Below are 26139 nucleotides of genomic sequence, written 5' to 3'. Positions count from 1 at the left end.
ACAGCAGCTCCGCTGCCTCGTTCTCCAGCCTTGACGAACAGCCCCCACGCCTAACTGAACGGCGTTGGTTCTAGACGCCGGGCCGTTGTCGCACCGGCGCTGGGTGCTACTTCTCCATGCCCCGGTTGAGCTGGTGCAGCAGCCGGGCCAGTTCCGTGACCTCGTGGGTGTCCCAGTCGGCCAGGCGGCCGGCGTAGCGGGCGCGGCGGGCCTCGCGCACCCGGCGGACCCGGTCGTGGCCCTCCTGGGTGAGGGCGACGAGCCAGGCGCGGCCGTCGGCGGGGTCGGGTTCGCGCGCGACGAGGCCGAGTTCCTCCAGGGCGCGCAGCTGGCGGGACATCGTGGCCTTGCCGACGCCGATGTAGGCGGCGAGCTCGGTGGCCCGCTGCTTGCCGCACTCGTCCAGCCGTACGAGCAGGCCGTACGCGGACGACTCCAGGTCGGGGTGGACCTCCCGGGCCATCTCGCCCTGACTGGCCCGGGCCCGCCGCAGCAGCACGGTCAGCTCCCGCTCCAGCGCCAGGAAGGCAGGCTGATCCACACCGGTTCCGGCCAGAGAGGCGTCCCGGTGTCCGTCGTCGTTGCCGTCCTGGTGCACGTGAGCCCTGCCTCGGTTGTCCCGGTACCTGCATTTTCCGCCACCTGCGGCCATCGCCGCAGCTCGGCAAGTATTCCGCAGGTCACGGGGTGCGCGTCCACAGGGCCGCCACATGGTGAAGGCCCGGGCCTCCCTCACGGGACCCGGGCCTTCCCTCATCCGATGGCCTCCGTCACGCGGCCACCGGAACCTCCGGCGCCGCGTCCGCGGTGGCGGGCGCGAGCGCCAGCTCCAGGACCTGGCGGACGTCGGTGACGGCGTGGACGTCGAGCTTGTCCAGCACCTCCGCCGGGACGTCGTCCAGGTCGGGCTCGTTGCGCTTGGGGATGATCACGGTGGTGACCCCGGCGCGGTGGGCCGCCAGCAGCTTCTGCTTCACACCGCCGATCGGCAGGACCCGGCCGGTCAGCGAGACCTCGCCGGTCATCGCCACGTCCGTGCGGACCAGACGGCCGGACAGGAGCGAGGCGAGGGCCGTGGTCATCGTGACGCCGGCGCTGGGGCCGTCCTTGGGGACCGCGCCCGCCGGGAAGTGGATGTGCACGCCCCGGTCCTTCAGATCACCCACCGGCAGTTCCAGCTCGGCACCGCGGGAGCGCAGGAAGCTCAGCGCGATCTGCGCGGACTCCTTCATCACGTCCCCCAGCTGACCGGTGAGAGTCAGCCCGGCCGCGCCCGTCTCCGGGTCGGCCAGCGACGCCTCGACGTACAGCACGTCACCGCCGGCGCCCGTCACCGCGAGTCCCGTCGCCACGCCCGGCACGGACGTCCGGCGCTCGGCCGGATCCTGGGCGGACTCGGGCACGTGGTGCGGCCGTCCGATCAGGTCGCGCAGGTCCTCGTCCCGGACGGTGAACGGCAGCTCCCGCTCACCCAGTTCGTGCTGGGCCGCGACCTTGCGCAGCAGCCGTGCGATCGACCGCTCCAGGTTGCGCACGCCCGCCTCGCGCGTGTACTCACCGGCGAGCTTGCGCAGCGCGCCCTCGTCGATGGCCACCTCGTCCTTGTCGAGCCCGGCCCGCTCCAGCTGGCGCGGCAGCAGGTGGTCACGCGCGATGACGACCTTCTCGTCCTCGGTGTAGCCGTCCAGGCGGACGATCTCCATCCGGTCGGCCAGGGCCTCCGGGATGGCCTCCAGGACGTTGGCGGTCGCGAGGAAGACCACGTCCGACAGGTCCAGCTCGACCTCCAGGTAGTGGTCCCGGAAGGTGTGGTTCTGCGCCGGGTCAAGCACTTCGAGCAGGGCGGCGGCCGGGTCGCCCCGGAAGTCCGAGCCCACCTTGTCGATCTCGTCGAGCAGCACGACCGGGTTCATCGACCCGGCCTCCTTGATGGCGCGGACGATCCGGCCGGGCAGGGCACCGACGTACGTACGCCGGTGACCGCGGATCTCGGCCTCGTCGCGGACGCCGCCGAGGGCGACGCGCACGAACTTCCGGCCCATCGCGTGGGCGACGGACTCACCGAGGCTGGTCTTGCCGACGCCGGGCGGCCCGACGAGCGCGAGCACGGCACCGCCGCGCCGCCCGCCGACCACGCCCAGCCCCCGGTCGGTACGCCGCTTGCGCACCGCCAGGTACTCGGTGATCCGCTCCTTCACGTCCTCCAGGCCGGAGTGCTCGGCGTCGAGGACGGCCTGGGCGCCCTGGATGTCGTACGCGTCCTCGGTGCGCTCGTTCCACGGCATCTCCAGGACCGTGTCGAGCCAGGTGCGGATCCACGAGCCCTCGGGCGACTGGTCGGAGGACCGCTCCAGCTTGTCGACCTCCTTGAGCGCGGCCTCGCGGACCTTCTCGGGCAGGTCGGCGGCCTCCACGCGGGTTCGGTAGTCGTCGGACTCCTCGCCCTCCTGCTCGCCGTTCAGCTCGCGCAGCTCCTTGCGGACCGCTTCCAGCTGACGCCGCAGCAGGAACTCGCGCTGCTGCTTGTCGACGCCTTCCTGGACGTCCTTGGCGATGGCCTCGGCCACGTCCTGCTCGGCGAGGTGGTCGCGCAGCTGCTGGGTCGCGAGCTTCAGCCGGGCCACCGGGTCGGCGGTCTCGAGCAGCTCGACCTTCTGATCGGTGGTCAGGAAGGGTGAGTAGCCGGAGTTGTCGGCGAGCGCCGAGACGTCGTCGATGGCCTGGACCCGGTCGACGACCTGCCAGGCACCGCGCTTGCGCAGCCAGGCGGTGGCGAGGGCCTTGTACTCCTTGACCAGCTCGGCGACGTGCCCGGGATAGAGGTCTCCCCTGTTCGAACGAAGTTGAGAACTTGGGGAAGGCTCCGGGACGGATTCGTCGACGCTGGTGCCCTCGACCCAGAGGGCCGCGCCGGGCCCCGTGGTCCCCGCACCGATCCTCACCCGCCCCCGGCCGCGGATCAGCGCGCCCGGATCGCCGTCGGCCAGCCGGCCCACCTGCTCGACGGTGCCGAGGACACCGGTGTTGGCGTACGTGCCGTCGATGCGTGGCACCAGCAGCACCCTGGGCTTTCCGGGCTGCGACCTGGCGGCGGCCTGAGCGGCCTCCACCGCCGCGCGCACCTCGGAGTCGCTCAGGTCCAGTGGGACCACCATCCCGGGCAGCACGACCTCGTCGTCGAGCGGCAGCACGGGCAGGGTGAGCGGTGTGCACGTCGAAGCCATGATCTCCCCTTCGGCAGTCAAGTTGAGCTATGCCGACTCAATGCACGGGAGCCCCCGGATGTTCCCCACCCGCCGTTCGCTGTGAGCGATCGATCGTGACACCAGGGACGATCGGGACCGTAGAGTCAGCGACGTAATAGCTCAATCCAGTGAATGCCTATTACCAGGGGGCGACGTGGACGGGACCGTGCAGGCGTGGGTGGACGGGTGGGTCGTGTCGCGCGGGGCGGCTCCGCCCGTGCCCGAGCCGTGGGGCTGCACGATCGACGTGGGGGCGAACGGGCACGTCACTCGGCATGTGTTCGGCGCGACCGGCGACGACCTCGACGAGGCGGCCGTTCGCAAGGTGGCCGGCGCGGTGACCGGGGCCGGGGTGTGGCTGAAGGCGTTCGGGGACCCGTCGGTGGTCGCCGGCTGGCTGGACGACACCTGGTGGATCGACCCCGAGCCCGGCTACCTGATGACGGTCCCGCTGACCCCGGCGGACGCTCCGGACGTGCCCGACGGCTACCGGCTGCGCAGCTGGTCGCGTGGCGGAGTGACGCGTGTGATGGTGGCCGCCCCGGACGGTTCGCTGGCGGCGCGCGGCCAGATCGCCCCGACCGGCACCACGGCCGTAGCCGACCAGATCGAGACGGCCCCCGAGCATCGCCGCAAGGGACTCGGCAGCCTCGTCATGCGGACATTGCAGATCACCGCCGTCCAGCAGGGCGCACGGACCGGTGTCCTCGCCGGTACGCCCGCGGGGCGAGGGCTCTACGAGGCGCTGGGCTGGGAGGTGGTGGCCCTGCTCACCAGCGCGAAGCACTGCCCGCGGACCTGAACGGCATCGGCTTCAGCTCCGGACCGGTCCGGGGGAACCGGCGCCCCTCGCCTGCCACCGCCGGACCACCGGCCAGGTCGCGACACCGATGGCCAGGGCGATCAGATGCCCCCAGTTGGTCATCGGGTCGGTGAAGGCGAGCAGGTCCTGGAGCAGCATCCCGCCGAAGCCGGCCAGCAGCGGCACGCGCAGCCAGGGCGGCAGCAGTCCGGCCAGGGCGCCGGTGCCGGCGGCGACGCCGAAGCTGACGCCGTAGTCGAGGCGGTGCAGCGAACTTCCGGGGAGCTGCCCCGCCAGCACCGCCAGCCCGACCGGGACCTCGGTCGCCAGCGTGGCGAGGACGTGCCCGAGCAGGAAGACACCGGCCGTGCGCAGGCCGCCGATCCGCCGTTCCAGTGCGGTCAGCACGAGCACGAACCCGATCGTGAACGGCGAGGCCACCCCGCCCGCGAGCCACAGTGCGCTGCCGACCAGCACCAGCTCCGGCGTCCGCACCAGGTGCGCCACATCCGTACTGGAACCCTGGAGCAGGGCGTGCACCAGGGCCGGGTCCGCGTACGCGGAGATCAGCGAGGTCAGGGAGAGGACGATCGCGTACCCGAAGGTGAAGGGCGTACCCGTGGGAGTCGGGAGCAGCCGCCAGAGCCGCGGCGTCCGGAGCCGGGACCGAGTCTTCTCCACCGAAATGGGCGCCGGCAGGCCCGGGCCCGCGGCCTCACACGGCCCTCGGCCGCCGGCCCGCTGCCGCGGCACCCCGTCCAGCAGCCCTGACCCGTCGGGTACGGGCGCGCCCGTCGGCGTCGGGGTGGCCGTCCCCTCGGCCGGCGCGGTGCGATCCACGGCGGGCGCTCCTTCCGTCACGCCCCACACTTCGCGCACCTTCGCTCCCTGTCTGTGACGGGCGCCACGCGAGAGCCGATTCACAGCAACCCGACAGCAGCCCACCGCGTCCCCCCGCCGGGACGCTCCGTAATGCTTGGCGCCGGACACCTCCCACCTGCCAGGATGCTCGGATGCCCACCTCGAACGACATCCCCCATGTGCTGGACCGTCGCGAGGGCCCGCACGGCGAGGTCGTGCTGCGACGGCACGACGACCGGCTGGAGATCATCGCGAACGGCTGTTTCCTGATGGACACCTCCGACGGCCGCTCGGAGCGGCGGCTGGTCGACGCGGCCCTGGACGCCCTGGCCGGCCGGGACCGCCCGGACGTGCTGATCGGCGGACTCGGCGTCGGTTTCTCCCTCGCCCACGCGGCGGCGGACCCGCGCTGGGGAGGGATCACGGTCGTGGAACGCGAGCACGCCATCGTCGAATGGCATCTCGACGGCCCGCTCTCCGCCTTCTCCGCCGAGGCCCTCGCCGATCCGCGCACGAGAATCGTCGAAGCCGATCTCGTGGCCTACGTCAATGAGACTTCCGCCACGTACGACGCCCTGTGCCTCGACATCGACAACGGACCCCGCTGGACCGTCACGGAGGGCAACGGGAATCTCTATGGAGAGGCCGGACTGGCAAGCTGCGCACGGGTGTTGAGGCCCGGCGGGGTGCTCGCCGTCTGGTCCGCCCAGCCCTCTCCGGAATTCGAAGAAACCCTGCGGAATGTCGGGTTCCAACAGGTGCGTACCGAAGAGATCCCGGTTGCCCGGGGCGTTCCGGACGTCGTGCACCTCGGCATCAGCCCTGGATAGCAAAGGTGTGCTGACTCCCCGTACGCTGCTCCCCTGACGCCGATCATTCAAGCGTCAATCGCAACCATGCGCAGACCGAGGGATCACCCCACTGATTCCGGAAAGCACACCCCAGGGGCGGGCGATGGAGCAGACACACACCTCCCACAACGGTTCGGCGACGGCTACCCCGGGCGCACAGCGCCGGGTTCTCGTCGTCGAGGACGACGCCACGATCGTGGACGCCATCGCGACCCGCCTGCGAGCCGAGGGATTCCTCGTGCAAACAGCCGGTGACGGTCCGGCCGCCGTCGACACGGCCGAGGCCTGGCAGCCCGACCTGCTGATCCTCGACATCATGCTGCCCGGCTTCGACGGTCTGGAGGTCTGCCGGCGCGTGCAGGCCGCCCGGCCGGTGCCGGTACTGATGCTCACCGCGCGCGACGACGAGACCGACATGCTGGTCGGGCTCGGCGTCGGTGCCGACGACTACATGACGAAGCCGTTCTCGATGCGGGAGTTGGCGGCACGCGTGCACGTGCTGCTGCGCCGCGTGGAGCGGGCCGCGCTGGCCGCCGCGACGCCGCGCAGCGGCATCCTGCGCCTCGGCGAACTGGAGATCGACCACGCGCAGCGCCGGGTCCGGGTGCGCAGTGAGGACGTTCACCTCACGCCCACCGAGTTCGATCTCCTCGTGTGCCTGGCGAACACCCCGCGCGCGGTGCTCTCGCGCGAGCAGCTGCTCGCCGAGGTCTGGGACTGGGCGGACGCCTCCGGCACCCGGACCGTCGACAGCCACATCAAGGCACTGCGCCGGAAGATCGGCGCCGAGCGGATCCGCACGGTGCACGGCGTGGGCTACGCCCTGGAGACCCCGACGCCATGAGCGGCGGGCCGGGAGCACGGAGAGGCCCCGGGGATCCGGAACCCTGGGGCGGGGTGAGCCCGTTCTCGATCAAGACCAAGCTGGGCGCGCTGGTCGTCATCTCGGTGCTGATCACCACAGGCCTGTCGGTGATCGCGGTGCACACGAAGACGGAGCTGCGCTTCATCACGGTCTTCTCGATGATCGCCACACTGCTCATTACGCAGTTCGTGGCCCATTCGCTCACCGCGCCGCTGGACGAGATGACCGCGGTGGCCCGTTCCATCTCGCAGGGCGACTACACCCGCCGGGTGCGGGAGAACCGCCGTGACGAGCTGGGCGATCTGGCGGTGACGATCAACGCCATGGCCGACGAGCTGGAGGCCCAGGACAGCCAGCGCAAGGAGTTGGTGGCGAACGTCTCGCACGAGCTGCGCACCCCCATCGCGGGCCTGCGCGCGGTGCTGGAGAACATCGTCGACGGCGTCACACAGGCCGACCCGGAGACGATGCGCACGGCCCTGAAGCAGACCGAGCGGCTCGGCCGGCTGGTGGAGACGCTGCTGGACCTGTCCCGCCTGGACAACGGCGTCGTACCGCTGAAACAGCGGCGGTTCGAGGTGTGGCCGTATCTGTCCGGCGTGCTCAAGGAGGCCAACATGGTCGCCTCCGTGCGCGCGGGCATCGCCACCGGCTCGGGCAGTCACACCCGTACGGACGTCCATCTGCACCTCGACGTCCACCCGCCGGAGTTGACCGCGCACGCCGACCCGGAGCGCATCCACCAGGTCGTGGCCAACCTCATCGACAACGCCGTCAAGCACAGCCCGCCGCACGGCCGTGTGACGGTCAAGGCGCGGCGCGGCTCGCTGCCGGAGTCGCTGGAGCTGGAGGTTCTGGACGAGGGCCCCGGCATTCCGAAGTCCGAGTGGCACCGCGTCTTCGAGCGGTTCAACCGCGGCAACGCCAAGCGGTCGCAGGGTCCGGGCAGCGACGGCGGCACAGGCCTCGGCCTGGCCATCGCCCGCTGGGCGGTGGATCTGCACGGCGGGCGCATCGGAGTGGCTGAATCCGAGCGAGGTTGCCGGATTCTTGTCACCCTTCCGGGACTTCCATCTTTGCCAAGTTGACGTAAAGTTCGAAGCGGAGCCACAAGATCCACGGGCGTCCGCGCTGACGGACACGTGTGATCAGGCACAGGCCCGCGCCATCGGCGCGTGAGGCCCGGCTGCGCCTTTCCCTCTTTAAGCGGAACCACGCTTGTTTCCCGCCATTTCAAGCCCCGAAACACGCTTTCAAATGTGACTTGCGCGACGTTGAACGGGCCCGACCTGACCTACCCGGTGCGGGAGGCGTAGCCTTGATTCCCGCTGTCCATCATCTTGTGAAGCGGAAGAGGGCGGTTGCCGCCGTGTCGCCACAGTCCCCCAGTAACTCGAGCATCTCGACCGACACCGACCAAGCGGGGAAGAACCCTGCCACGTCGTTCGGTGCCAACGAGTGGCTCGTCGACGAGATCTATCAGCAGTACCTCCAGGACCCGAATTCGGTAGACCGAGCCTGGTGGGACTTCTTCGCCGACTACAAGCCGGGGGCGGCTGCCGCCTCGGCTCCGGCGGGTACCGCGGCCGCGGGGGCCGCGGGGACCACCACCGCTCAGCCGGCGGCCCAGGCCGCCCCCGCCCAGGCCGCGGCCCCCGCCCCGGCGGCCCAGCAGCCCGCGGCCGCCGCGCCGGCTCCCGCTCCGGCGAAGCCCGCCGCGCAGGCCCCGGCTCAGGCTCCCGCTCCGGCGAAGGCCGCCCCGGCCGCCAAGCCGGCGGCCGCGAAGCCAAAGGCCGAACCCGCCGCCGAGGCCCCCTCGGGCCCCGAGCAGGTCGTGCTGCGCGGCCCCGCCGCCGCGGTCGCGAAGAACATGGACGCCTCCCTGGAGCTGCCCACGGCCACGTCCGTGCGCGCGGTCCCGGTGAAGCTGCTGTTCGACAACCGCATCGTCATCAACAACCACCTGAAGCGGGCGCGTGGCGGGAAGATCTCCTTCACGCACCTCATCGGCTACGCGATGGTCCAGGCCATCAAGGCGATGCCGGCGATGAACAACTCGTTCGCGAAGGTGGACGGCAAGCCGACCCTGGTCAAGCCGGAGCACGTCAACCTCGGTCTCGCCATCGACCTGGTCAAGCCGAACGGCGACCGCCAGCTGGTCGTCGCGGCGATCAAGAAGGCCGAGACGCTGAACTTCTTCGAGTTCTGGCAGGCCTACGAGGACATCGTCCGCCGCGCCCGCGACGGCAAGCTGACGATGGACGACTTCTCCGGTGTCACGGTCTCCCTGACCAACCCCGGCGGCCTCGGCACGGTCCACTCGGTGCCGCGCCTGATGCCCGGCCAGTCCGTGATCATGGGCGTCGGCTCCATGGACTACCCGGCGGAGTTCCAGGGCACCTCCCAGGACACCCTGAACAAGCTCGGCATCTCGAAGGTCATGACGCTCACGTCGACCTACGACCACCGGGTGATCCAGGGCGCCGCCTCGGGCGAGTTCCTCCGCCAGGTCGCGAACCTCCTGCTCGGCGAGAACGGCTTCTACGACGACATCTTCGAGGCGCTGCGCATCCCCTACGAGCCGGTCCGCTGGCTCAAGGACATCGACGCCAGCCACGACGACGACGTCACGAAGGCCGCCCGCGTCTTCGAGCTGATCCACTCCTACCGGGTCCGCGGCCACGTCATGGCCGACACCGACCCGCTGGAGTACCAGCAGCGCAAGCACCCCGACCTGGACATCACCGAGCACGGCCTCACCCTGTGGGACCTGGAGCGCGAGTTCGCCGTCGGCGGCTTCGCCGGCAAGTCGATGATGAAGCTGCGCGACATCCTCGGCGTGCTGCGCGACTCGTACTGCCGCACCACCGGCATCGAGTTCATGCACATCCAGGACCCGAAGCAGCGCAAGTGGATCCAGGACCGGGTGGAGCGCCCGCACTCCAAGCCGGAGCGCGAGGAGCAGCTGCGCATCCTGCGCCGCCTGAACGCCGCCGAGGCCTTCGAGACCTTCCTGCAGACGAAGTACGTCGGCCAGAAGCGCTTCTCCCTGGAGGGCGGCGAGTCCGTCATCCCGCTGCTGGACGCGGTCCTCGACAGCGCCGCGGAATCCCGCCTGGACGAGGTCGTCGTCGGCATGGCCCACCGCGGCCGCCTGAACGTCCTCGCCAACATCGTCGGCAAGTCGTACGCCCAGATCTTCCGCGAGTTCGAGGGCAACCTCGACCCGAAGTCGATGCACGGCTCGGGTGACGTGAAGTACCACCTGGGCGCCGAGGGCACCTTCACCGGCCTCGACGGCGAGCAGATCAAGGTCAGCCTGGTCGCGAACCCCTCCCACCTGGAGGCGGTGGACCCGGTCCTGGAGGGCGTCTCCCGCGCCAAGCAGGACATCATCAACAAGGGCGGCACGGACTTCACGGTCCTGCCGGTGGCGATCCACGGCGACGCGGCCTTCGCGGGCCAGGGCGTGGTGGCCGAGACCCTGAACATGTCGCAGCTGCGCGGCTACCGCACCGGCGGCACGGTCCACATCGTCATCAACAACCAGGTCGGCTTCACGGCGGCGCCGGAGTCCTCGCGCTCGTCGATGTACGCCACCGACGTGGCCCGCATGATCGAGGCCCCGATCTTCCACGTGAACGGCGACGACCCGGAGGCCGTGGTCCGCGTGGCCCGCCTGGCCTTCGAGTTCCGCCAGGCGTTCAACAAGGACGTGGTGATCGACCTCATCTGCTACCGCCGCCGCGGTCACAACGAGTCGGACAACCCGGCCTTCACCCAGCCGCTGATGTACGACCTGATCGACAAGAAGCGCTCGGTGCGCAAGCTCTACACCGAGTCCCTCATCGGTCGCGGCGACATCACCCTGGAAGAGGCCGAGCAGGCGCTCCAGGACTACCAGGGCCAGCTGGAGAAGGTCTTCACGGAGGTCCGCGAGGCCACCTCGCAGCCGGCCGCCGTGGAGCCCACCGACCCGCAGGCCGAGTTCCCGGTCGCCGTGAACACCGCGGTGACCACGGAGGTCGTCAAGCGGATCGCCGAGTCCCAGGTCAACATCCCCGACCACATCACCGTCCACCCGCGTCTGCTGCCGCAGCTCCAGCGCCGGGCGGCGATGGTCGAGGACGGCACCATCGACTGGGGCATGGGCGAGACCCTCGCGATCGGCTCCCTCCTGCTGGAGGGCGTCCCGGTCCGCCTGGCGGGCCAGGACTCGCAGCGCGGTACGTTCGGCCAGCGCCACGCGGTCATCATCGACCGCAGCACCGGCGAGGAGTACACGCCGCTTCAGTACCTCTCCGAGGACCAGGCGCGGCTGAACGTCTACAACTCCCTCCTCTCCGAGTACGCGGCGATGGGCTTCGAGTACGGCTACTCGCTGGCCCGCCCCGAGGCGCTCGTGATGTGGGAGGCCCAGTTCGGCGACTTCGTCAACGGCGCGCAGACGGTCGTGGACGAGTTCATCTCGTCGGCCGAGCAGAAGTGGGCCCAGACCTCCGGTGTGGTCCTGCTCCTGCCGCACGGCTACGAGGGCCAGGGCCCGGACCACTCCTCGGCCCGCCCGGAGCGCTTCCTCCAGATGTGCGCCCAGAACAACATGACGGTCGCCATGCCGACGTCGCCGTCGAACTACTTCCACCTCCTGCGGTGGCAGGTGCACAACCCGCACCACAAGCCGCTGGTGGTCTTCACGCCGAAGTCGATGCTGCGCCTGAAGGCGGCGGCGGCGAAGGCGGAGGAGTTCACGACGGGCCAGTTCCAGCCGGTCATCGGCGACGCGTCGGTCGACCCGGCCGCGGTCAAGAAGGTCGTCTTCTGTGCCGGCAAGGTCTACTACGACCTGGAGGCCGAGCGTCAGAAGCGCGGCGTCACGGACACGGCGATCATCCGCATCGAGCGCCTGTACCCGCTGCCGGGTGCCGAGCTCCAGGCGGAGATCAAGAAGTACCCGAACGCCGAGAAGTACCTCTGGGCCCAGGAGGAGCCGGCGAACCAGGGTGCCTGGCCGTTCATCGCGCTCAACCTGATCGACCACCTGGACCTGGCGGTCGGCGCGGACGTCCCGCACGGCGAGCGCCTGCGCCGCATCTCGCGCCCGCACAGCTCGTCCCCGGCGGTGGGTTCCGCGAAGCGGCACCAGGCCGAGCAGGAGCAGCTGGTGCGTGAGGTGTTCGACGCGTAAGCGCCGTCGCGCGTCCTGCGTGGCCGGGCCGCATCCCCGTTTCGGGGGTGCGGCCCGGCCGTTTGCGCGCACATATCCTTGACGGCATGTACTTCACGGACCGTGGCATCGAGGAACTGGAGAAGCGGCGCGGCGAGGAGGAGGTCACCTTCGAGTGGCTGGCCGAGCAGCTGCGGACGTTCGTCGATCTCAACCCCGACTTCGAGGTGCCGGTGGAGCGGCTGGCCACGTGGCTGGCGCGGCTGGACGACGAGGACGAGGAGTAGGACGCTCCCGGGCGGTCAGTCGCGTGGGTGGGTGAGGTCGTAGGCCAGACCCAGTGCGCCATGAGCCAGGAGCAGCGCTCCGGCCGTGGCCCAGCCCCAGCCGCCGCTGGGGCGCCGTAGCCCCCAGGCGATGAGCGGGACGCCCGCCGCCACTTGGGCGAGGGCCAGGGCGCGCGCCCTGGGGCCACCGGTCCAGGGCGTCCAGGGGCCGAGGCGGCTGTGGGCGACGGTGTCGCGTTCCGCGACCGCCTCGCGCCAGCCCGGCCATTCGACCGGGAGACTGTCCGGCTGGAGTGCGGCGGCTTCCCGGAGGCGGTCGGCGGGTTGGCCGGGGGCGAGTTCCGGAGGCAGCGAGAGGCCCACGCGCGCGAGGACCGCCAGCAGGCCGCGCAGACGGGTGCGGGCGTCGGTCGCGGAGTCGGCCTTCGCCAGCTGGTCGAGGGCTTGGAGGTCCAGGACGGGGTCGAGGCCCACGCGCGCGGCGAAGGTGCGCATCGCCTCCTCCTCCCCCACCGGGACACCGCTCGCGAGCCAGACGAAGCCGACCGGGCGGCGGAAACCGGAAGCGAGCGTGAAGCCCGCGTGGTCGGCGTCCCACCACAGGGCGAGAACGGGCCAGGGCGCGCCGACGGCGAGGGCCGTGGCCCAGCCGGTGACCACCCGGTCGACAGGCTCGCCGGCGTCCCGCCAGGGCCCGCCCTCGGGGACGAGAACGCTCCATTCGTCGCCCGCGCGGGTGAGCTGCATCCGTTCCCTCAGCAGGTGGGCGACGGGGGCGACGGCCCCGGGCACCGCCCGGCACAACAGCAGCGCCCCAGGGGCTGGACCGGTGCGGTCGGCTTCCGTCGGCATGGTCACACGCTAGGACGAATCAGCCTTCTTTGGGTACTTTTGTACGCCCCCGAGGCCACCGGAACGGGTGCCTTGACTTTCCCGGACCACGATATATCGTGAATGACAGAAGACGCGATATGGCGCGTCATGTCGGGGAGGTCTGCACCATGTCCGAGTGGTCTGTCACGGAGCCGAGGAAACTCACCTTCGACGAGCCCGTGAGCGAGCTTCACGTGCGTCTGGTCAACGGAACGGTGAACGTGGTGGGCACGGACGAAGGTTCCGCCCGCCTGGAGATCTCCGAGATCGAGGGACCGCCCCTGGTGGTGACCCATCAGGACGGGACCCTCACGGTGGCCTACGAGGACCTGCCCTGGAAGGGCTTCCTCAAGTGGCTGGACCGCAAGGGCTGGCGCCGCAGCGCGGTGGTCTCCCTGGCCGTCCCGGCCTCCACCCGGGTGGAGGTGGGGGTGGTCGGCGCGGCAGCCGTGATCTCCGGGATCGAGGGACCGGTGGTGGTGAAGGGCGTCACGGGCGACACGACCCTCGTGGGACTCTCGGGCCCGGTCCGCGCCGACACGGTCTCCGGGAGCATGGAGGCCCAGGACGTGACCGGCGACCTGCGGTTCAACTCCGTCTCGGGCGACCTCACGGTGGTCGAGGGTTCCGGCTCCTCCGTGCGGGCCGATTCGGTCAGCGGCTCCATGATCGTCGACCTCGACCCGGGTGGTCCGACGGACGTGCGGCTGACCAGCGTCTCGGGCGAGATCGCGATCCGGCTGCCGGACCCGGCGGACGCGGAGGTCGAGGCCAACACGGCGAGCGGCGCGGTCTCCAACGCCTTCGACGATCTGCGGGTGCACGGCCAGTGGGGCGCCCACAAGATCACGGGCCGCCTGGGCGCGGGCAACGGCAAGCTGCGGGCCACCACGGTCTCCGGTTCGATCGCGCTGCTGCGCCGCCCCGCCAGGGAGGACGAGCCCGACGAGCCATGGGACACCCGGCCCGGCACCGGCAGCTCGCCGGCCGGCTCGCAGGATGACCGGCAGGCCGACCCGCAGGACGACCCGCAGGCCCGGTCGGGAGACAATTCCGTCTCCGACCGGGGCGCCGCCGACGCCGACGTCCCGGCCGACGGCACGACCGACAAGAAGGTGCTCTGACATGCCCCCCGTCTTCGCCCACGGCCGCCTCCGCCTCTACCTGCTGAAGCTGCTGGACGAGGCCCCCCGCCACGGCTACGAGGTGATCCGCCTCCTCGAAGAGCGCTTCCAGGGGTTGTACGCACCGTCGGCGGGCACGGTCTACCCGCGCCTGGCCAAGCTGGAGGCCGAAGGCCTGGTCACCCACACCACCGAGGGTGGCCGCAAGGTGTACTCGATCACGGACGCGGGCCGCGCGGAACTGGCCGACCGCAGCGGCGAACTGGCCGACCTCGAGCTGGAGATCCGGGAGTCCGTCGCGGAACTGGCCGCGGAGATCCGCGCCGACGTGCGCGGGGCCGCCGGCGACCTGCGCCGTGAGGTGCGCGCCGCCGCGACCGAGGCCCGCCGGGAGAACGGCACCGGGACCCGTGGCGCTGAGGACGCGCCCTTCGGGGACTTCGGGCAGTACGGCGACAAGGACGCCTGGCGCATCGCCAAGGAGGAGATGCGGCGCGCCCGGCAGGAGTGGAAGGAACAGGCCCGCCGCGCCAAGGACGAGAGCCGCCGCGCCCGCGAGGACGCCCAGCGGGCCCGCCGCCAGGCGAAGGAGGCCCAGGAACAGGCCCGCGCCCAGGCCCAGGAGCAGGTGCAGCGCATCGCGCGCCGGGTCCAAGAGCAGGTCCAGGACCACTTCGCCCGCGGCGACTGGCCCACGGGACTGCGCGAGGGCCTGAGCGAACTGGCCAAGGAGGTGGGCGAGTTCGGCAAGGACCACGGCAAGGACTTCGGCTTCGACTGGACCGGCACAGGCACAGGCACAGGCACAGGCACAGGCACAGGCACAGGCAAGCCTGCCTCGCAGTCGGCGCCCTCACAGCCCGCCGAGGACTTCCCGGCCGCCTACGAACCCGCCTGGGCCCAGGAGGACGCCACGGACTCCACCGGCGACCCCGCCCGCGACCTGGACCGCCTGCTCGATCGCTTCCGGGACGACATCCGCGACGCGGCCCGGGACCACGGCGTCACGCCCGACCAGCTGCGCGACGCCCGCCGCCACCTGTCGACGGCGGCGGCCCACATCGAAACACTGCTGCGCACCCCGAAGAAGTAGGCGGCCGGGACCCCGCCGGTCACCCGGCCTTGGCCTCGCCGCCCCCGTACAGCACCCGCACCACGGACTCGTACGTCACCCCGTGGTCGGCGAGGACCTCGGCCGGCACACCGGGGCGCATGGTCAGGGCCAGCAGGATGTGCTCGTCACCGATGTGCCGGTCCCGCTGGGCGAGGGCGACCCGCAAGGAGCGCTCCAGGACGTCCTTGGCGCCGCGCCCGAAGGAAGCCCGCCCCGACCACCACCCCTTGTCCTTCCGGTCACCGGCCATGGCGCCGACCCCGTGCACCTCCTCCACCCGGGCGACGATCTCCTCCACATCGATCCCGAGCCCGGCGAGCGCGTCGGCCTCGGCCTGCGACAGCCCGGCCCGCCGCCGCGCCGCGCCCAGCGCCTGCCGCACGGACTCCCTCCGCTCACCGAGCCCGAGAGCGGCGAGCGCGAACGAGCCACGACTGCCCTCCCGGTCGAGCAGCGCGAGCAGCAGATGCTCCGGCTCCACGACCTGCCCGCCACCACCGCCCTCCACATACTCGAACGCGCCCTTGACCACGCTCCGGGCGTCCTTCGTGAACCGCTCGAACATCAATGCCTCCCGTACTTCTTGTGCACGGCCTGCCTGCTCACACCGAGTTCGGTGGCGATCTCCTGCCACGACCATCCCTGGTTGCGCGCGTTGCGCACCTGGACGGCTTCCAGCTGCTCCAGCAGCCTGCGCAGGGCGGCCACGGCCCGCAGGCCGACCCGTGGATCACGGTCGCCCGCACGCTCGGCCAGATCGGTTGCTTCGGTCATGACGTCAACTTACGTTGACACCACACTCTCGTCAACCCCAGTTGACAAACCAAACGGCCGGCCCGAACCCGGACCGGCCGTCAGCACATTCAGGGGGGACTAGGGATTGGTGAGCACGACCTTCCCGAACTGCTCACCGGACGCCAGCCGTTCGAAGCCCGCCCGCGCGCGGTCCATGGGCAGCACCTCGTCGATGACCGGCCGCACACCGGTGGCGGCACAGAACGCGAGCAGGTCCTCCAGCTCGTCCTTGGTGCCCATCGTCGACCCGACGACCTTGAGCTCCAGGAAGAAGATCCGGGTCAGTTCGGCGTGCGAGGGCCGGTCACCACTGGTGGCACCGGAAATCACCAGCGTGCCGCCGGGCTTCAGCGACTTCACGGAGTGCGACCAGGTGGCGGCCCCGACGGTCTCGATCACGGCGTCGACCCGCTGCGGCAGCCGCGCGCCCGACTCCAGGGCCTCCACGGCGCCCAGCTCCACGGCCCGCTTCCGCTTGGCCTCGTCCCGGCTCGTGGCGAAGACCCGGAGCCCGGCGGCCTTCCCCAGCACGATGGCGGCCGTGGCGACACCGCCCCCGGCGCCCTGCACGAGCACGGAGTCGCCGGGCCGGACGCCCGCGTTGGTGAACAGCATCCGGTACGCGGTCAGCCATGCCGTGGGCAGACAGGCGGCCTCCTCGAAGGAGAGCTCCTTGGGCTTGGGCAGGATGTTCCAGGTCGGCACGGCGACCTGCTCGGCGAAGGTGCCCTGGTAGCGCTCGGTGAGGATGGAACGGGGCTCCTTCGGGCCGACCCCGTGCCCGCTCTGTCCGATGACGGAGTGCAGGACGACCTCGTTGCCGTCCTCGTCGACGCCCGCGGCGTCACAGCCGAGGATCATCGGCAGCTTGTCCTCTGCGAGGCCGACGCCGCGCAGGGACCACAGGTCGTGATGGTTGAGGGAGGCGGCCTTGACCGTGACGGTGCTCCAGCCGGGGCGGCTCTCGGGAGCCGGGCGCTCTCCCAACTCCAGGCCGGCCAGTGGCTGGTCGCGGTCGATTCGGGCGGCATAGACAGCGAACATGACCTTGACGATAGGTTCCCTGCCGGGCCAAAGGAACCGTATAAGCCTGTGAGACACACCCTCTTGCCAGGCCCAGGACGTCAGTGTCCTGCCCGGGTGGGTGCGCAACTCGGCGCGATGATGTGGCACTGCGCCCACCCGTGCCGCCCCAGCGGCACGACTGCCCGCAGCCGAGCGGGACCACGGCCCGAGCTGAACGGGACCACGGCCCGCAGCTGAGCGGGACCACAGCCCGCAGCCGAGCGGCTTGCGTCGCAGCTGGAGGAGGCGACCACGCGCCCGCACCCGCCGGACCACGGAAGGGGGCCTGTCGGGGGAGTGTCCGCCCGCAGCGGTTGGCGCGTCAACGGACAGCCAGTCGGCGTACGACCCCATCGCGCCGTTCCGAGGAGGGACACCCCCCGGCGCGGCCCCGACCCACCACCCGCGCGTGGGTGCTACGCGCGCACCCCAACCAAGCCGCACAGGCCGCCGCAGGCACACCACACCACCCGAACAGCCGCACCCACCCAAAAGAAATGACCCCGCCCACCCGGGCGGGGCCACTCAACCATCACCGCGCTACGCGCTACGCGCTACCGCCGAGCCACACCCTCAGCCCGCGCAGCCGCCGCCACCGCGGCCGTCACCGCCGGCGCGACCCGCTCGTCGAACGGCGACGGAATGACGTAGTCGGCCGCGAGGTCGTCCCCGACCACGCCCGCCAGCGCCTCCGCGGCAGCCAGCTTCATCCCCTCCGTGATCCGCGACGCCCGCACCTGCAAGGCACCCGCGAAGATCCCCGGAAAGGCCAGCACGTTGTTGATCTGGTTCGGGAAGTCCGACCGCCCGGTAGCCACCACGGCCGCGTACTTGTGCGCGACCTCGGGATGCACCTCAGGATTCGGATTCGCCATGGCGAACACGAACGCTCCCTCGGCCATCGACGCGACCGCGTCCTCCGGCACCGTCCCACCGGACACCCCGATGAACACATCGGCCCCGGCCAGCGCCGCCTCCAGCGACCCGCTGATGCCCGCCTTGTTCGTGAACCCGGCCAGCTCCCGCTTCACCGGCGTCAGATCGTCCCGGTCCGCCGACACGACACCCTTGCGGTCGGCCACCGCGACATCCCCGATCCCGGCTTCGACCAGCATCTTCGCAATGGCGACACCCGCCGCACCAGCGCCGGAGATGACAGCCCGCAGATCGCCCAGCGCCCGCTTGCTCAGCCGCGCGGCGTTCCGCAGGGCCGCCAGCGTCACCACCGCCGTACCGTGCTGGTCGTCGTGGAAGACGGGAATGTCGAGCCGCTCCTGGAGCTTCCGCTCGATCTCGAAGCACCGCGGCGCCGAGATGTCCTCCAGGTTGACTCCGCCGAACGACGGCGCGAGCCGCACCACCGTCTCGACGATCTCGTCGACGTCCGTGCAGTTCAGCGCGATCGGAACCGCGTCCACGCCACCGAACTGCTTGAACAGAATCGCCTTGCCCTCCATCACCGGGAGGGAGGCCTCGGGCCCGATGTCACCGAGCCCCAGCACGGCCGTACCGTCCGTCACGACGGCCACGACCGACGACTTCCACGTGTAGTCGTGGACGAGCTCCGGCTGCTCCGCGATCGCGGAGCACACCTTCGCGACGCCGGGCGTGTACGCCAGGGACAGGTCGTCCTTGTCACGGACCGGCACCGTGGCCTGCACGGCCATCTTGCCGCCGCGGTGGAGCGCGAACGCCGGATCGAAGGAGTCGAGGGGCTCCGCACCGCCCTCGTGACCCGTATGGTCCGTCGTGCTCTCGCTGCGAGGATTGACGATCTCCGCTGCCACTTCGTTTTACCCCTTAAATCTTCATTGGTCTGAGGGTGGCCACTCCTGGTGAGGTGTGGGCGGGACCGCGTACGGCCGTGGTCGTGCTGTGTACGTGATACGTACGGGCGCATACGCGACGGGCGCGCCGCACACGCGCCCTGAGCCCCGGATGAGGGGTGTAAAGACCCTTCTTACCGGACGGACGGCGCCGACGACGAGTCCATAACGCGAAGGTCACACACGGGCACCCGACTCTTCGTCCAATATCGGGGCAAGGCCTGGACAATCCCTCGACAACCGCTCAAGCATCGGCGAACCCTTCGGGACCCGTATCGGATTCCCTGGACATACCGAAGATCTTCCGGCCGGAAGGAGTGATTCCCGCAGAAGATCCGGCCGTGATGTACCGGAGTGGTGCGGTTCGGGGGTCGCCCGTTATCCGATTTTGACATGGCTGGCCCCCAGAATGGCGCAGTCCGAATGGCAAGATGCCGTAATCACACGAGGTCGCGACACTCGAAGACGTGTGTTCTCGTCGACCCACGGCACTGCCGGCACCGTCGGCAGTCCCCGGCACTGTCGAACCCCATCGGCAGCGCCCGCCCCATCGGCAACTCCACCCATCCGCCGGAGGAACCCACCATGACCGCAAGCTCCACCCGTCGTACGACCGCCGCGCAGTCCCGGCTAGCAGCGGTCGGTGCGATCGCGGTCGCAGGCGCGCTGATGCTCACCGGATGCGGTGACCAGACCAAGGACAACGGCTCGGACAGCCAGACCGCGACGGCGTCGGCCCCGCTCGCCGACAAGCTGCCGAAGTCGATCCGGGACAAGGGCGTCATCAAGGTCGGTTCCGACATCGCCTACGCCCCGGTCGAGTTCAAGGACAGCGCGGGCAAGACGGTCGGTATCGACCCGGACCTCGCCGCCGCCATGGGCAAGCAGCTCGGGGTCGACTTCCAGTTCGAGAACGGCACCTTCGACACGCTGATCACCGGTCTGCGCTCCAAGCGGTACGACATCGCCATGTCCGCGATGACCGACACCAAGGACCGCCAGGAGGGCATCGACTCCGACACCGGCAAGAAGGTCGGTGAGGGCGTCGACTTCGTCGACTACTTCACCGCCGGTGTCTCGATCTACACCAAGAAGGGCGACGACCAGGGCATCAAGACCTGGTCCGACCTGTGCGGCAAGAAGATCGTGCTGCAGCGCGGCACGGTCTCCGAGGACCTCGCCAAGGCCGAGTCGAAGAAGTGCCCGGCCGGCAAGAAGATCGCCATCGAGCCCTTCGACAACGACCAGCAGGCCCAGACCCGCCTGCGCGCGGGTGGCGCCGACGCCGGCTCGTCCGACTTCCCGGTCGCCGCGTACGCCGTGAAGACCTCCGGCGGCGGCAAGGACTTCCAGCTGGTCGGCGAGCAGGTCGAGGCCGCTCCGTACGGCATCGCGGTCGCCAAGAACCAGACGCAGCTGCGGGACGCCCTCAAGGCCGCGCTGGACGCGATCATCAAGAACGGCGAGTACGAGAAGATCATGAAGAAGTGGGGCGTCACGGACGGCGCCATCAAGGAAGCCACCATCAACGGCGGCAAGTGACCGCGACGCAGCGGCACTGAAAGGCAACACCCGTGACTGTTGACATCGACAAGACGGCAGGCGACACGCCCCCGGCCGGGCCGGAGGCCATCAAGGCCATCCCGGTCCGGCACTACGGGCGGTACATCTCCGCCGTCGTCGCCATCGCCCTGCTGGTCGGGGTCGTCTACGCGTTCTCCCAGGGCAAGATCAACTGGGACGCGATCCCGGACTACTTCTTCGACGACCGCATCCTTCAGGGCGTGGGCAGGACCCTCCTGATCACCATCCTGTCCATGGTGATCGGCATCGTCGGCGGCATCATGCTCGCCGTGATGCGGCTGTCGAAGAACCCGGTGACCTCGTGGATCGCCTGGTTCTACATCTGGTTCTTCCGGGGCACCCCGGTCCTGGTGCAACTGGTGGTCTGGTTCAACCTGGGCCTGGTCTTCGAGTACATCAACCTCGGGCCGTTCTACCGGGATGAGTGGTCGGACTTCATGACCCCGTTCCTGACGGCACTGCTGGGCCTCGGCCTCAACGAGGCCGCCTACATGGCGGAGATCTGCCGTGCCGGTCTGCTCTCGGTCGACGAGGGCCAGACCGAGGCGTCGCAGGCGCTGGGCATGAGCCACGGCAAGACGCTGCGCAGGATCGTCATCCCGCAGGCGATGCGCGTGATCGTGCCGCCGACGGGCAACGAGGTCATCAACATGCTGAAGACGACCTCGCTGGTCTCGGTCGTCCAGTACTCCGAGTTGTTCCGCGTGGCCCAGGACATCGGCCAGACCTCCGGCGCCCCCGCCGAGATGCTGTTCCTGGCGGCGGCCTGGTACCTGCTGCTGACCTCGATCTTCAGCATCGGCCAGTACTACCTGGAGCGGTACTACGCGCGTGGTTCGAGCAGGTCTCTCCCGGCCACCCCGCTCCAGAAGATCAAGGCGAACCTGCTGTCCCTGTCCAACCGCTCGGCGTCGACGGGAGGCACCGCATGACCCCCATGGTGAAGGCCGAAGGCGTCCACAAGAGCTTCGGCCCCCTCGAAGTCCTCAAGGGCATCGACCTGGAAGTGAAGTCCGGCGAGGTGTTCTGCCTCATCGGCCCCTCCGGCTCCGGCAAGTCGACCTTCCTCCGGTGCATCAACCACCTGGAGAAGATCAACGCCGGCCGCCTGTACGTGGACGGTGAGCTGGTCGGCTACCGCCAGAAGGGCGACAAGCTCTACGAGCTGAAGGACAGCGAGGTCGCCGTCAAGCGCCGGGACATCGGCATGGTCTTCCAGCGCTTCAACCTGTTCCCGCACATGACGGCCGTTGAGAACATCATGGAGGCGCCGGTCCAGGTCAAGGGCGTGGGCAGGAGCCAGGCCCGGCTGCGTGCCCTGGAGCTCCTGGACCGGGTGGGCCTGGCCGACAAGGCGGGCAGCTACCCCGCGCAGCTCTCCGGCGGCCAGCAGCAGCGCGTCGCCATCGCCCGGGCCCTCGCCATGGACCCGAAGCTGATGCTGTTCGACGAGCCGACGTCGGCGCTGGACCCGGAGCTGGTCGGTGACGTCCTGGACGTCATGCGCGACCTCGCCGAGTCCGGTATGACGATGATCGTCGTCACCCACGAGATGGGCTTCGCCCGCGAGGTGGGCGACAGCCTGGTCTTCATGGACGGCGGTGTGGTGGTCGAATCCGGCCACCCGCGTGAGGTGCTGACGAACCCGCAGCACGAGCGGACGAAGTCGTTCCTGTCCAAGGTGCTCTGACTTCACACACATCGAAGGGGGCGGTACGGGAACTCCGTACCGCCCCCTTCGGCGTGCTACTTCAGGGCGAGCAGCAGGGTGTCGGAGGGTGAGCACCACACCGGCCTGGCCTCCGCGAACCCCTTCTCGCGCAGCACGCGCGCGTGCCACGCCGCCGACGGCATGTCGCCGTCCGCGTGCTCGCCGTAGATCTCGTAGCGCCGGGCCGTGGGCTCCGCGAGGACCGGGTCCTTGGCGGCGAGCTGCCACCACTGCGACCAGTCGAGGACGCCGTCCCGCTCGGCCTGTTCCATGCGGGCGTGCCGCTGCGCCTGCTCGGCGGCGTTGATCCGGGGCGTCGTCTCGTCGATCATGTGGTCCGCGTTCATGAAGACACCGCCGTCGCAGACCACTCCCGCGACCTGGCCGTAGAGGTCCGCGAGGGGTTCCCGGTGCAGCCAGTGCAGGGCCGTCGCGGTCAGGACGGCGTCGTACGAGTCGTACGGCAGCTTCGCCGGCCAGTGGGGGTCCTTGAGGTCGGCGGTGACGAGGCTTACCCGCTCATCGCCCGCGAAGGTGCCCTCGGCGATGGCGAGGAGCGCCGGGTCGAGGTCGACGCCGGTGCTGGTGGCCTCCGGGAACCGGGCGAGCAGCCGGGTGGTGATGCTCCCGGTGCCGCAGGCGAGGTCGAGCACACGCGGGGCGGTGCCCACGAGGGCCTCCACCATGTCGAGCATGATCCGGAACCGCTCCTCGCGGTCGGGCAGGTACCACTCCTGCTGCCGGTCCCAGCTCTTCTGCCAGGCCTGCCAGTCGGCGGTGGTCGTGGTGGTGTCCGCGTCCGTCATCGAGCCCCTCCCTCGTAATACCCTGGAAGCACCATCAGCTGTTACGAGTGCGCGCTCACGACAATAAAGCCCCTCCGTAAGGACTACAAGTGGAACTGGCCTATTACTCGGACTATGCGGTGCGCCTCGTCAACACCGAGGAACCGGCCCGGGGCAAGGACTCCCTGACGTCGGTCGAGGCGGTCCGCGAGCTGTTCGGCGTCAACCAGTCGGCGGCCCGCCGCGCCACCGACACGGACGTCACGCGCTTCCGCTCGGTCCGGGCCCGGCTGCGCGCGGTCTTCGAGGCGGCCGACAAGGGGGACGAGACGCTCGCCGTGGACCTGCTGAACTCACTGCTGCTGGAGTTCCCGGTGAGCCCGCAGATCTCCGGGCACGACTTCCGCGACGACGACGGCCGTCCCCTGTGGCACATGCACCTGGCGGACCACCCGTCCAACGCGACCGCGGGCTACGCGGCGATCGCGGCGATGGGGCTGGCGTTCCACCTGACCGAGTACGGCGTGGACCGGCTCGGCCTGTGCGAGGCCGCGCCCTGCCGCAACGCCTACCTGGACACCTCCACCAACCGCTCCCGGCGCTACTGCTCCGACCGCTGCGCGACCCGCGCCAACGTGGCGGCCTACCGCGCCCGCAAACGCCTCGAAGCCGCCCGGCCCGGCCTGCCCGAGAGGACGGGCCGCGCGGCCGACAGCGCCCAGCCGAGCAGCGCCCAGGGCGAACGCCGGCCGGGCTTGAGCGGCCGGTAGCGGAACCGGACCCGGCCCAGCACCAGCTCGTCCGGTACGACGCCGTAGTCGGTGCTGTCGCCGCCGGCGTACGCGTTGTCCCCGAGCACCCACCAGCCGTTCTCGCGCCGCTGGGCGATCCGCTTGACGACCAGCAGGTCCTGCTGGAAGGGATGACGCAGCACGATGACGTCACCGGGCTTGATCCGGGCCCCGTAGTGCACCAGGAGCCGGTCCCCGTGGTACAGCGTGGGCACCATGGACGGACCGGTCACCTCTGCCACCCCGAAGGGCGCGGCCGGCCTCCCCCGCTCGGACTCCTGCGACAGCTCCGGCATCACCCGGCACCTCCCCGGTTCTTCGTCCACCAGTCTCAGTCTCACCCCGGACTTTTGTCCTAAGCCCATGGGGGCACTCGCGAAAAGCCGTCCCTCACGGAGTAATGTCCCCTGTGAGAAGACGATCACGAGGAAGGAATGCTCCATGCTTTCCCGCCTGTTTGCCCCCAAGGTCAAGGTCAGCGCACACTGTGACCTTCCCTGCGGTGTGTACGACCCTGCCCAGGCCCGCATCGAGGCGGAGTCGGTGAAGGCCATCCAGGAGAAGATGGCCGGCAACGACGACCCGCACTTCCAGGCGCGCGCCACCACCATCAAGGAGCAGCGCGCGGAGCTCGCGAAGCACCACGTGTCCGTGCTGTGGAGCGACTACTTCAAGCCGCCGCACTTCGAGAAGTACCCGGAGCTGCACCAGCTGGTCAACGACGCCCTCAAGGCCCTCTCGGCCGCCAAGGGTTCGACCGACCCGGCGACCGGCCAGAAGGCGCTGGACTACATCGCTCAGATCGACAAGATCTTCTGGGAGACCAAGAAGGCCTGAAGTCACGGGCAGACGAAGGGGCCCGGCCGGGAGAACCGGCCGGGCCCCTTCGTCATGGGCGGCGGTCGTCGCCGTCAGTGGAACTGCGGGACGATCAGGAAGATCCCGTACGCCACCACGGCCGCGCAGGCGAGGAAGCACAGCGCCGCCTGGGTGAGGCCGAGGGCGGAAGTGCGGCCCTGCTGGTCGCGGGCGCCCTCCAGTTGGGCGAGGCCGAGGACGCCGAGGGCGAAGACCGCGACCACGGCGACGGTGACGCCTATGCTCACCGCGGTGACCTGGCCGAGTGCGGTCCAGTCCAGATGCATGTCGACTCCCGTCGTTCAGGCGGCCGTGCCGACCTTGGCGGGCGGCTCGGTGCGGATGGTGACCTCGTGTGCGTCGTTGACGTTGTGCGCGTGCACCGGGTTGCGGCGCGAGACGACCACGATGCCCGCGGCGAGGGCCGCGCCGACCAGGGCGACGACCGCCGTACCGGGGCCGCCGCCGCTCTGGACCACGCTGGCGGCCAGGCCGCCGACCAGTGCGGCGGCGGGCAGCGTGATCAGCCACGCGACCGCCATGCGGCCCGCGACGCCCCAGCGGACCTCCGCGAGCCTGCGGCCGAGACCCGCGCCGAGGATGCTGCCGGAGGCGACCTGGGTGGTGGACAGGGCGAAGCCGAGGTGTGCTGAGGTCAGGATGACGGTGGTGGAGGCGGTCTCGGCGGCGAAGCCCTGCGGCGACTGGATCTCGGTGAGGCCCTTGCCCATGGTGCGGATGATGCGCCAGCCGCCGAGATACGTGCCGAGGCCGATGGCGATGCCCGCGGACGCGATGACCCACAGGGGCGGTCCGGCGTCGTGGCCGAGCGCGCCGGCCGAGATCAGGGTGAGGGTGATGACGCCCATGGTCTTCTGCGCGTCGTTCGTGCCGTGGGCGAGGGAGACCAGCGAGGCCGAGGCGATCTGGCCGATCCGGAAGCCCTTGGTCACGGAGTCTTTGCGGGCGCGGTCGGTGAGCCGGTAGGCGAGGTAGGTGGCCAGCAGCGCGGCGACACCCGCCACGATGGGAGAGGCCACCGCCGGCACCAGCACCTTCTCGACGACCTTGCCGAAGTGGACGCCGTGGCCGCCCGCCCCGACCCACACGGCCCCGATCAGCCCGCCGAACAGGGCGTGCGAGGAACTCGACGGCAGACCGACCAGCCAGGTCAGCAGGTTCCACAGGATCGCCCCGACCAGGCCCGCGAAGATCATCCCCGGGGTGACGAGGGTGTCGTCCACGATGCCGCCCGAGATGGTCCTGGCGACCTCGGTGGACAGAAAGGCACCGACCACGTTGAGGACACCGCTGATCAGGACTGCCGTACGGGGAGCGAGTGCGCCGGTGGCGATGGACGTGGCCATCGCGTTCGCCGTGTCGTGGAATCCGTTGGTGAAGTCGAAGGCGAGCGCCGTCACGATGACGACCGCCACGAGGAACGTGATGTGGTCCATTCCTGAATGCAAACAAGTGCAGGCCAATGGGCGGGGAACGGCGAGGCAAAGGCTGGTCAAGGTTCACGCGGGTGGCGGTGA

The 26139-nt window shown here is 70.3% G+C and carries 24 protein-coding genes and 1 pseudogene; 13 read left to right on the top strand and 12 right to left on the bottom strand.

Annotation, left to right across the window (positions count from 1 at the left end):
* Positions 1–106 precede the first annotated feature (106 nt).
* A complete protein-coding gene (locus AOQ53_RS09800) occupies positions 107–598 on the bottom strand; it encodes a MarR family winged helix-turn-helix transcriptional regulator (RefSeq protein ID WP_059416600.1) in 492 nt (163 codons plus the stop codon).
* 172 nt (positions 599–770) lie between these two features.
* On the bottom strand, positions 771–3224 hold the full coding sequence (gene lon, locus AOQ53_RS09795) for an endopeptidase La (RefSeq protein WP_059416599.1): 2454 nt from the start codon (positions 3222–3224) through the stop codon (positions 771–773).
* Positions 3225–3399: 175 nt separating this feature from the next.
* On the opposite strand from lon, the gene AOQ53_RS09790 reads away from it, so the two are divergent.
* On the top strand, positions 3400–4047 hold the full coding sequence (locus AOQ53_RS09790) for a GNAT family N-acetyltransferase (protein ID WP_059416598.1): 648 nt from the start codon (positions 3400–3402) through the stop codon (positions 4045–4047).
* 12 nt (positions 4048–4059) lie between these two features.
* On the opposite strand, the gene AOQ53_RS09785 is transcribed toward AOQ53_RS09790, so the two are convergent.
* Complete coding sequence (locus AOQ53_RS09785; protein WP_059416597.1) at positions 4060–4887, bottom strand: rhomboid-like protein; 828 nt, start codon at positions 4885–4887, stop codon at positions 4060–4062.
* A gap of 173 nt (positions 4888–5060) precedes the next feature.
* Between AOQ53_RS09785 and AOQ53_RS09780 the strand changes: the two genes are divergently transcribed.
* The 5 genes from AOQ53_RS09780 to AOQ53_RS09760 all read left to right on the top strand — a co-directional run bounded on the left by AOQ53_RS09780 (position 5061) and on the right by AOQ53_RS09760 (position 12075).
* The gene (locus AOQ53_RS09780) at positions 5061–5738 is read left to right on the top strand and encodes a spermidine synthase family protein (RefSeq protein ID WP_059416596.1); all 678 of its coding nucleotides are present in this window, start codon (positions 5061–5063) and stop codon (positions 5736–5738) included.
* Positions 5739–5862: 124 nt separating this feature from the next.
* On the top strand, positions 5863–6603 hold the full coding sequence (locus AOQ53_RS09775) for a response regulator transcription factor (RefSeq protein WP_010040369.1): 741 nt from the start codon (positions 5863–5865) through the stop codon (positions 6601–6603).
* Entirely contained in the window at positions 6600–7712 is a 1113-nt protein-coding gene (locus AOQ53_RS09770; RefSeq protein ID WP_059416595.1) for a sensor histidine kinase, read from the top strand. Before AOQ53_RS09775 ends, AOQ53_RS09770 begins: the two co-directional genes overlap by 4 nt.
* Positions 7713–7993: 281 nt before the next feature.
* The gene (locus AOQ53_RS09765) at positions 7994–11809 is read left to right on the top strand and encodes a multifunctional oxoglutarate decarboxylase/oxoglutarate dehydrogenase thiamine pyrophosphate-binding subunit/dihydrolipoyllysine-residue succinyltransferase subunit (RefSeq protein WP_059416609.1); all 3816 of its coding nucleotides are present in this window, start codon (positions 7994–7996) and stop codon (positions 11807–11809) included.
* An 86-nt stretch (positions 11810–11895) separates the two neighbouring features.
* A complete protein-coding gene (locus tag AOQ53_RS09760) occupies positions 11896–12075 on the top strand; it encodes a DUF6104 family protein (protein ID WP_023586593.1) in 180 nt (59 codons plus the stop codon).
* A gap of 15 nt (positions 12076–12090) precedes the next feature.
* Here AOQ53_RS09760 and AOQ53_RS09755 read toward each other — a convergent pair whose 3' ends face one another.
* The gene (locus AOQ53_RS09755; protein ID WP_059416608.1) at positions 12091–12927 is read right to left on the bottom strand and encodes a hypothetical protein; all 837 of its coding nucleotides are present in this window, start codon (positions 12925–12927) and stop codon (positions 12091–12093) included.
* Positions 12928–13076: 149 nt separating this feature from the next.
* Here AOQ53_RS09755 and AOQ53_RS09750 point away from each other — a divergent pair, with 149 nt between their 5' ends.
* Both AOQ53_RS09750 and AOQ53_RS09745 read left to right on the top strand, forming a co-directional pair.
* The gene (locus tag AOQ53_RS09750; RefSeq protein WP_059416607.1) at positions 13077–14072 is read left to right on the top strand and encodes a DUF4097 family beta strand repeat-containing protein; all 996 of its coding nucleotides are present in this window, start codon (positions 13077–13079) and stop codon (positions 14070–14072) included.
* 1 nt (position 14073) lies between these two features.
* Positions 14074–15165, top strand: coding sequence for a PadR family transcriptional regulator (locus AOQ53_RS09745; RefSeq protein ID WP_059416594.1), 1092 nt, complete (start codon positions 14074–14076; stop codon positions 15163–15165).
* 19 nt (positions 15166–15184) lie between these two features.
* Here the strand turns inward: AOQ53_RS09745 and AOQ53_RS09740 are convergent, their stop codons facing one another.
* The 4 genes from AOQ53_RS09740 to AOQ53_RS09725 all read right to left on the bottom strand — a co-directional run bounded on the left by AOQ53_RS09740 (position 15185) and on the right by AOQ53_RS09725 (position 18833).
* Positions 15185–15751: a Clp protease N-terminal domain-containing protein gene (locus AOQ53_RS09740; RefSeq protein WP_059416593.1), complete on the bottom strand. Its 567-nt coding sequence runs from the start codon at positions 15749–15751 to the stop codon at positions 15185–15187.
* Positions 15751–15960, bottom strand: a complete 210-nt coding sequence (locus AOQ53_RS09735) for an HTH domain-containing protein (protein ID WP_003992902.1) — start codon at positions 15958–15960, stop codon at positions 15751–15753. Before AOQ53_RS09735 ends, AOQ53_RS09740 begins: the two co-directional genes overlap by 1 nt.
* A gap of 99 nt (positions 15961–16059) precedes the next feature.
* Positions 16060–17025: a zinc-binding dehydrogenase gene (locus AOQ53_RS09730; protein ID WP_059416592.1), complete on the bottom strand. Its 966-nt coding sequence runs from the start codon at positions 17023–17025 to the stop codon at positions 16060–16062.
* A 575-nt stretch (positions 17026–17600) separates the two neighbouring features.
* Positions 17601–18833, bottom strand: a complete 1233-nt coding sequence (locus AOQ53_RS09725) for an NAD(P)-dependent malic enzyme (protein ID WP_059416591.1) — start codon at positions 18831–18833, stop codon at positions 17601–17603.
* A 624-nt stretch (positions 18834–19457) separates the two neighbouring features.
* On the opposite strand from AOQ53_RS09725, the gene AOQ53_RS09720 reads away from it, so the two are divergent.
* The 3 genes from AOQ53_RS09720 to AOQ53_RS09710 are packed head-to-tail and all read left to right on the top strand — an operon-like array spanning position 19458 to position 22146.
* Entirely contained in the window at positions 19458–20414 is a 957-nt protein-coding gene (locus AOQ53_RS09720) for an ABC transporter substrate-binding protein (protein ID WP_059416590.1), read from the top strand.
* 32 nt (positions 20415–20446) lie between these two features.
* Entirely contained in the window at positions 20447–21388 is a 942-nt protein-coding gene (locus AOQ53_RS09715) for an amino acid ABC transporter permease (RefSeq protein ID WP_059416589.1), read from the top strand.
* A complete protein-coding gene (locus AOQ53_RS09710) occupies positions 21385–22146 on the top strand; it encodes an amino acid ABC transporter ATP-binding protein (RefSeq protein ID WP_059416588.1) in 762 nt (253 codons plus the stop codon). Before AOQ53_RS09715 ends, AOQ53_RS09710 begins: the two co-directional genes overlap by 4 nt.
* Before the next feature lie 56 nt (positions 22147–22202).
* Here the strand turns inward: AOQ53_RS09710 and AOQ53_RS09705 are convergent, their stop codons facing one another.
* Positions 22203–22973, bottom strand: coding sequence for a class I SAM-dependent methyltransferase (locus AOQ53_RS09705; protein ID WP_059416587.1), 771 nt, complete (start codon positions 22971–22973; stop codon positions 22203–22205).
* Positions 22974–23062: 89 nt separating this feature from the next.
* Here AOQ53_RS09705 and AOQ53_RS09700 point away from each other — a divergent pair, with 89 nt between their 5' ends.
* Entirely contained in the window at positions 23063–23722 is a 660-nt protein-coding gene (locus AOQ53_RS09700; RefSeq protein WP_059416586.1) for a CGNR zinc finger domain-containing protein, read from the top strand.
* 65 nt (positions 23723–23787) lie between these two features.
* Here the strand turns inward: AOQ53_RS09700 and sodX are convergent.
* Positions 23788–23961 (bottom strand): annotated as a pseudogene (gene sodX, locus AOQ53_RS47995) (nickel-type superoxide dismutase maturation protease); the annotation flags it as partial.
* A 223-nt stretch (positions 23962–24184) separates the two neighbouring features.
* Here sodX and sodN point away from each other — a divergent pair.
* A complete protein-coding gene (gene sodN / locus AOQ53_RS09695; RefSeq protein ID WP_059416585.1) occupies positions 24185–24580 on the top strand; it encodes a superoxide dismutase, Ni in 396 nt (131 codons plus the stop codon).
* 74 nt (positions 24581–24654) lie between these two features.
* Here the strand turns inward: sodN and AOQ53_RS09690 are convergent, their stop codons facing one another.
* Positions 24655–24888 carry a hypothetical protein gene (locus AOQ53_RS09690; protein ID WP_059416584.1) on the bottom strand — a complete coding sequence of 78 codons (234 nt, stop codon included), beginning with the start codon at positions 24886–24888 and terminating at the stop codon, positions 24655–24657.
* Positions 24889–24903: 15 nt separating this feature from the next.
* Positions 24904–26058 carry an inorganic phosphate transporter gene (locus AOQ53_RS09685; RefSeq protein WP_059416583.1) on the bottom strand — a complete coding sequence of 385 codons (1155 nt, stop codon included), beginning with the start codon at positions 26056–26058 and terminating at the stop codon, positions 24904–24906.
* Positions 26059–26139: the final 81 nt, after the last annotated feature.

The sequence above is a fragment of the Streptomyces azureus genome (assembly GCF_001270025.1).
In the GTDB taxonomy this organism is placed as follows: domain Bacteria; phylum Actinomycetota; class Actinomycetes; order Streptomycetales; family Streptomycetaceae; genus Streptomyces; species Streptomyces azureus.
The sequence above is the reverse complement of the archived record's forward strand: the minus strand, read 5'-3'. Positions and strand labels throughout refer to the sequence as shown.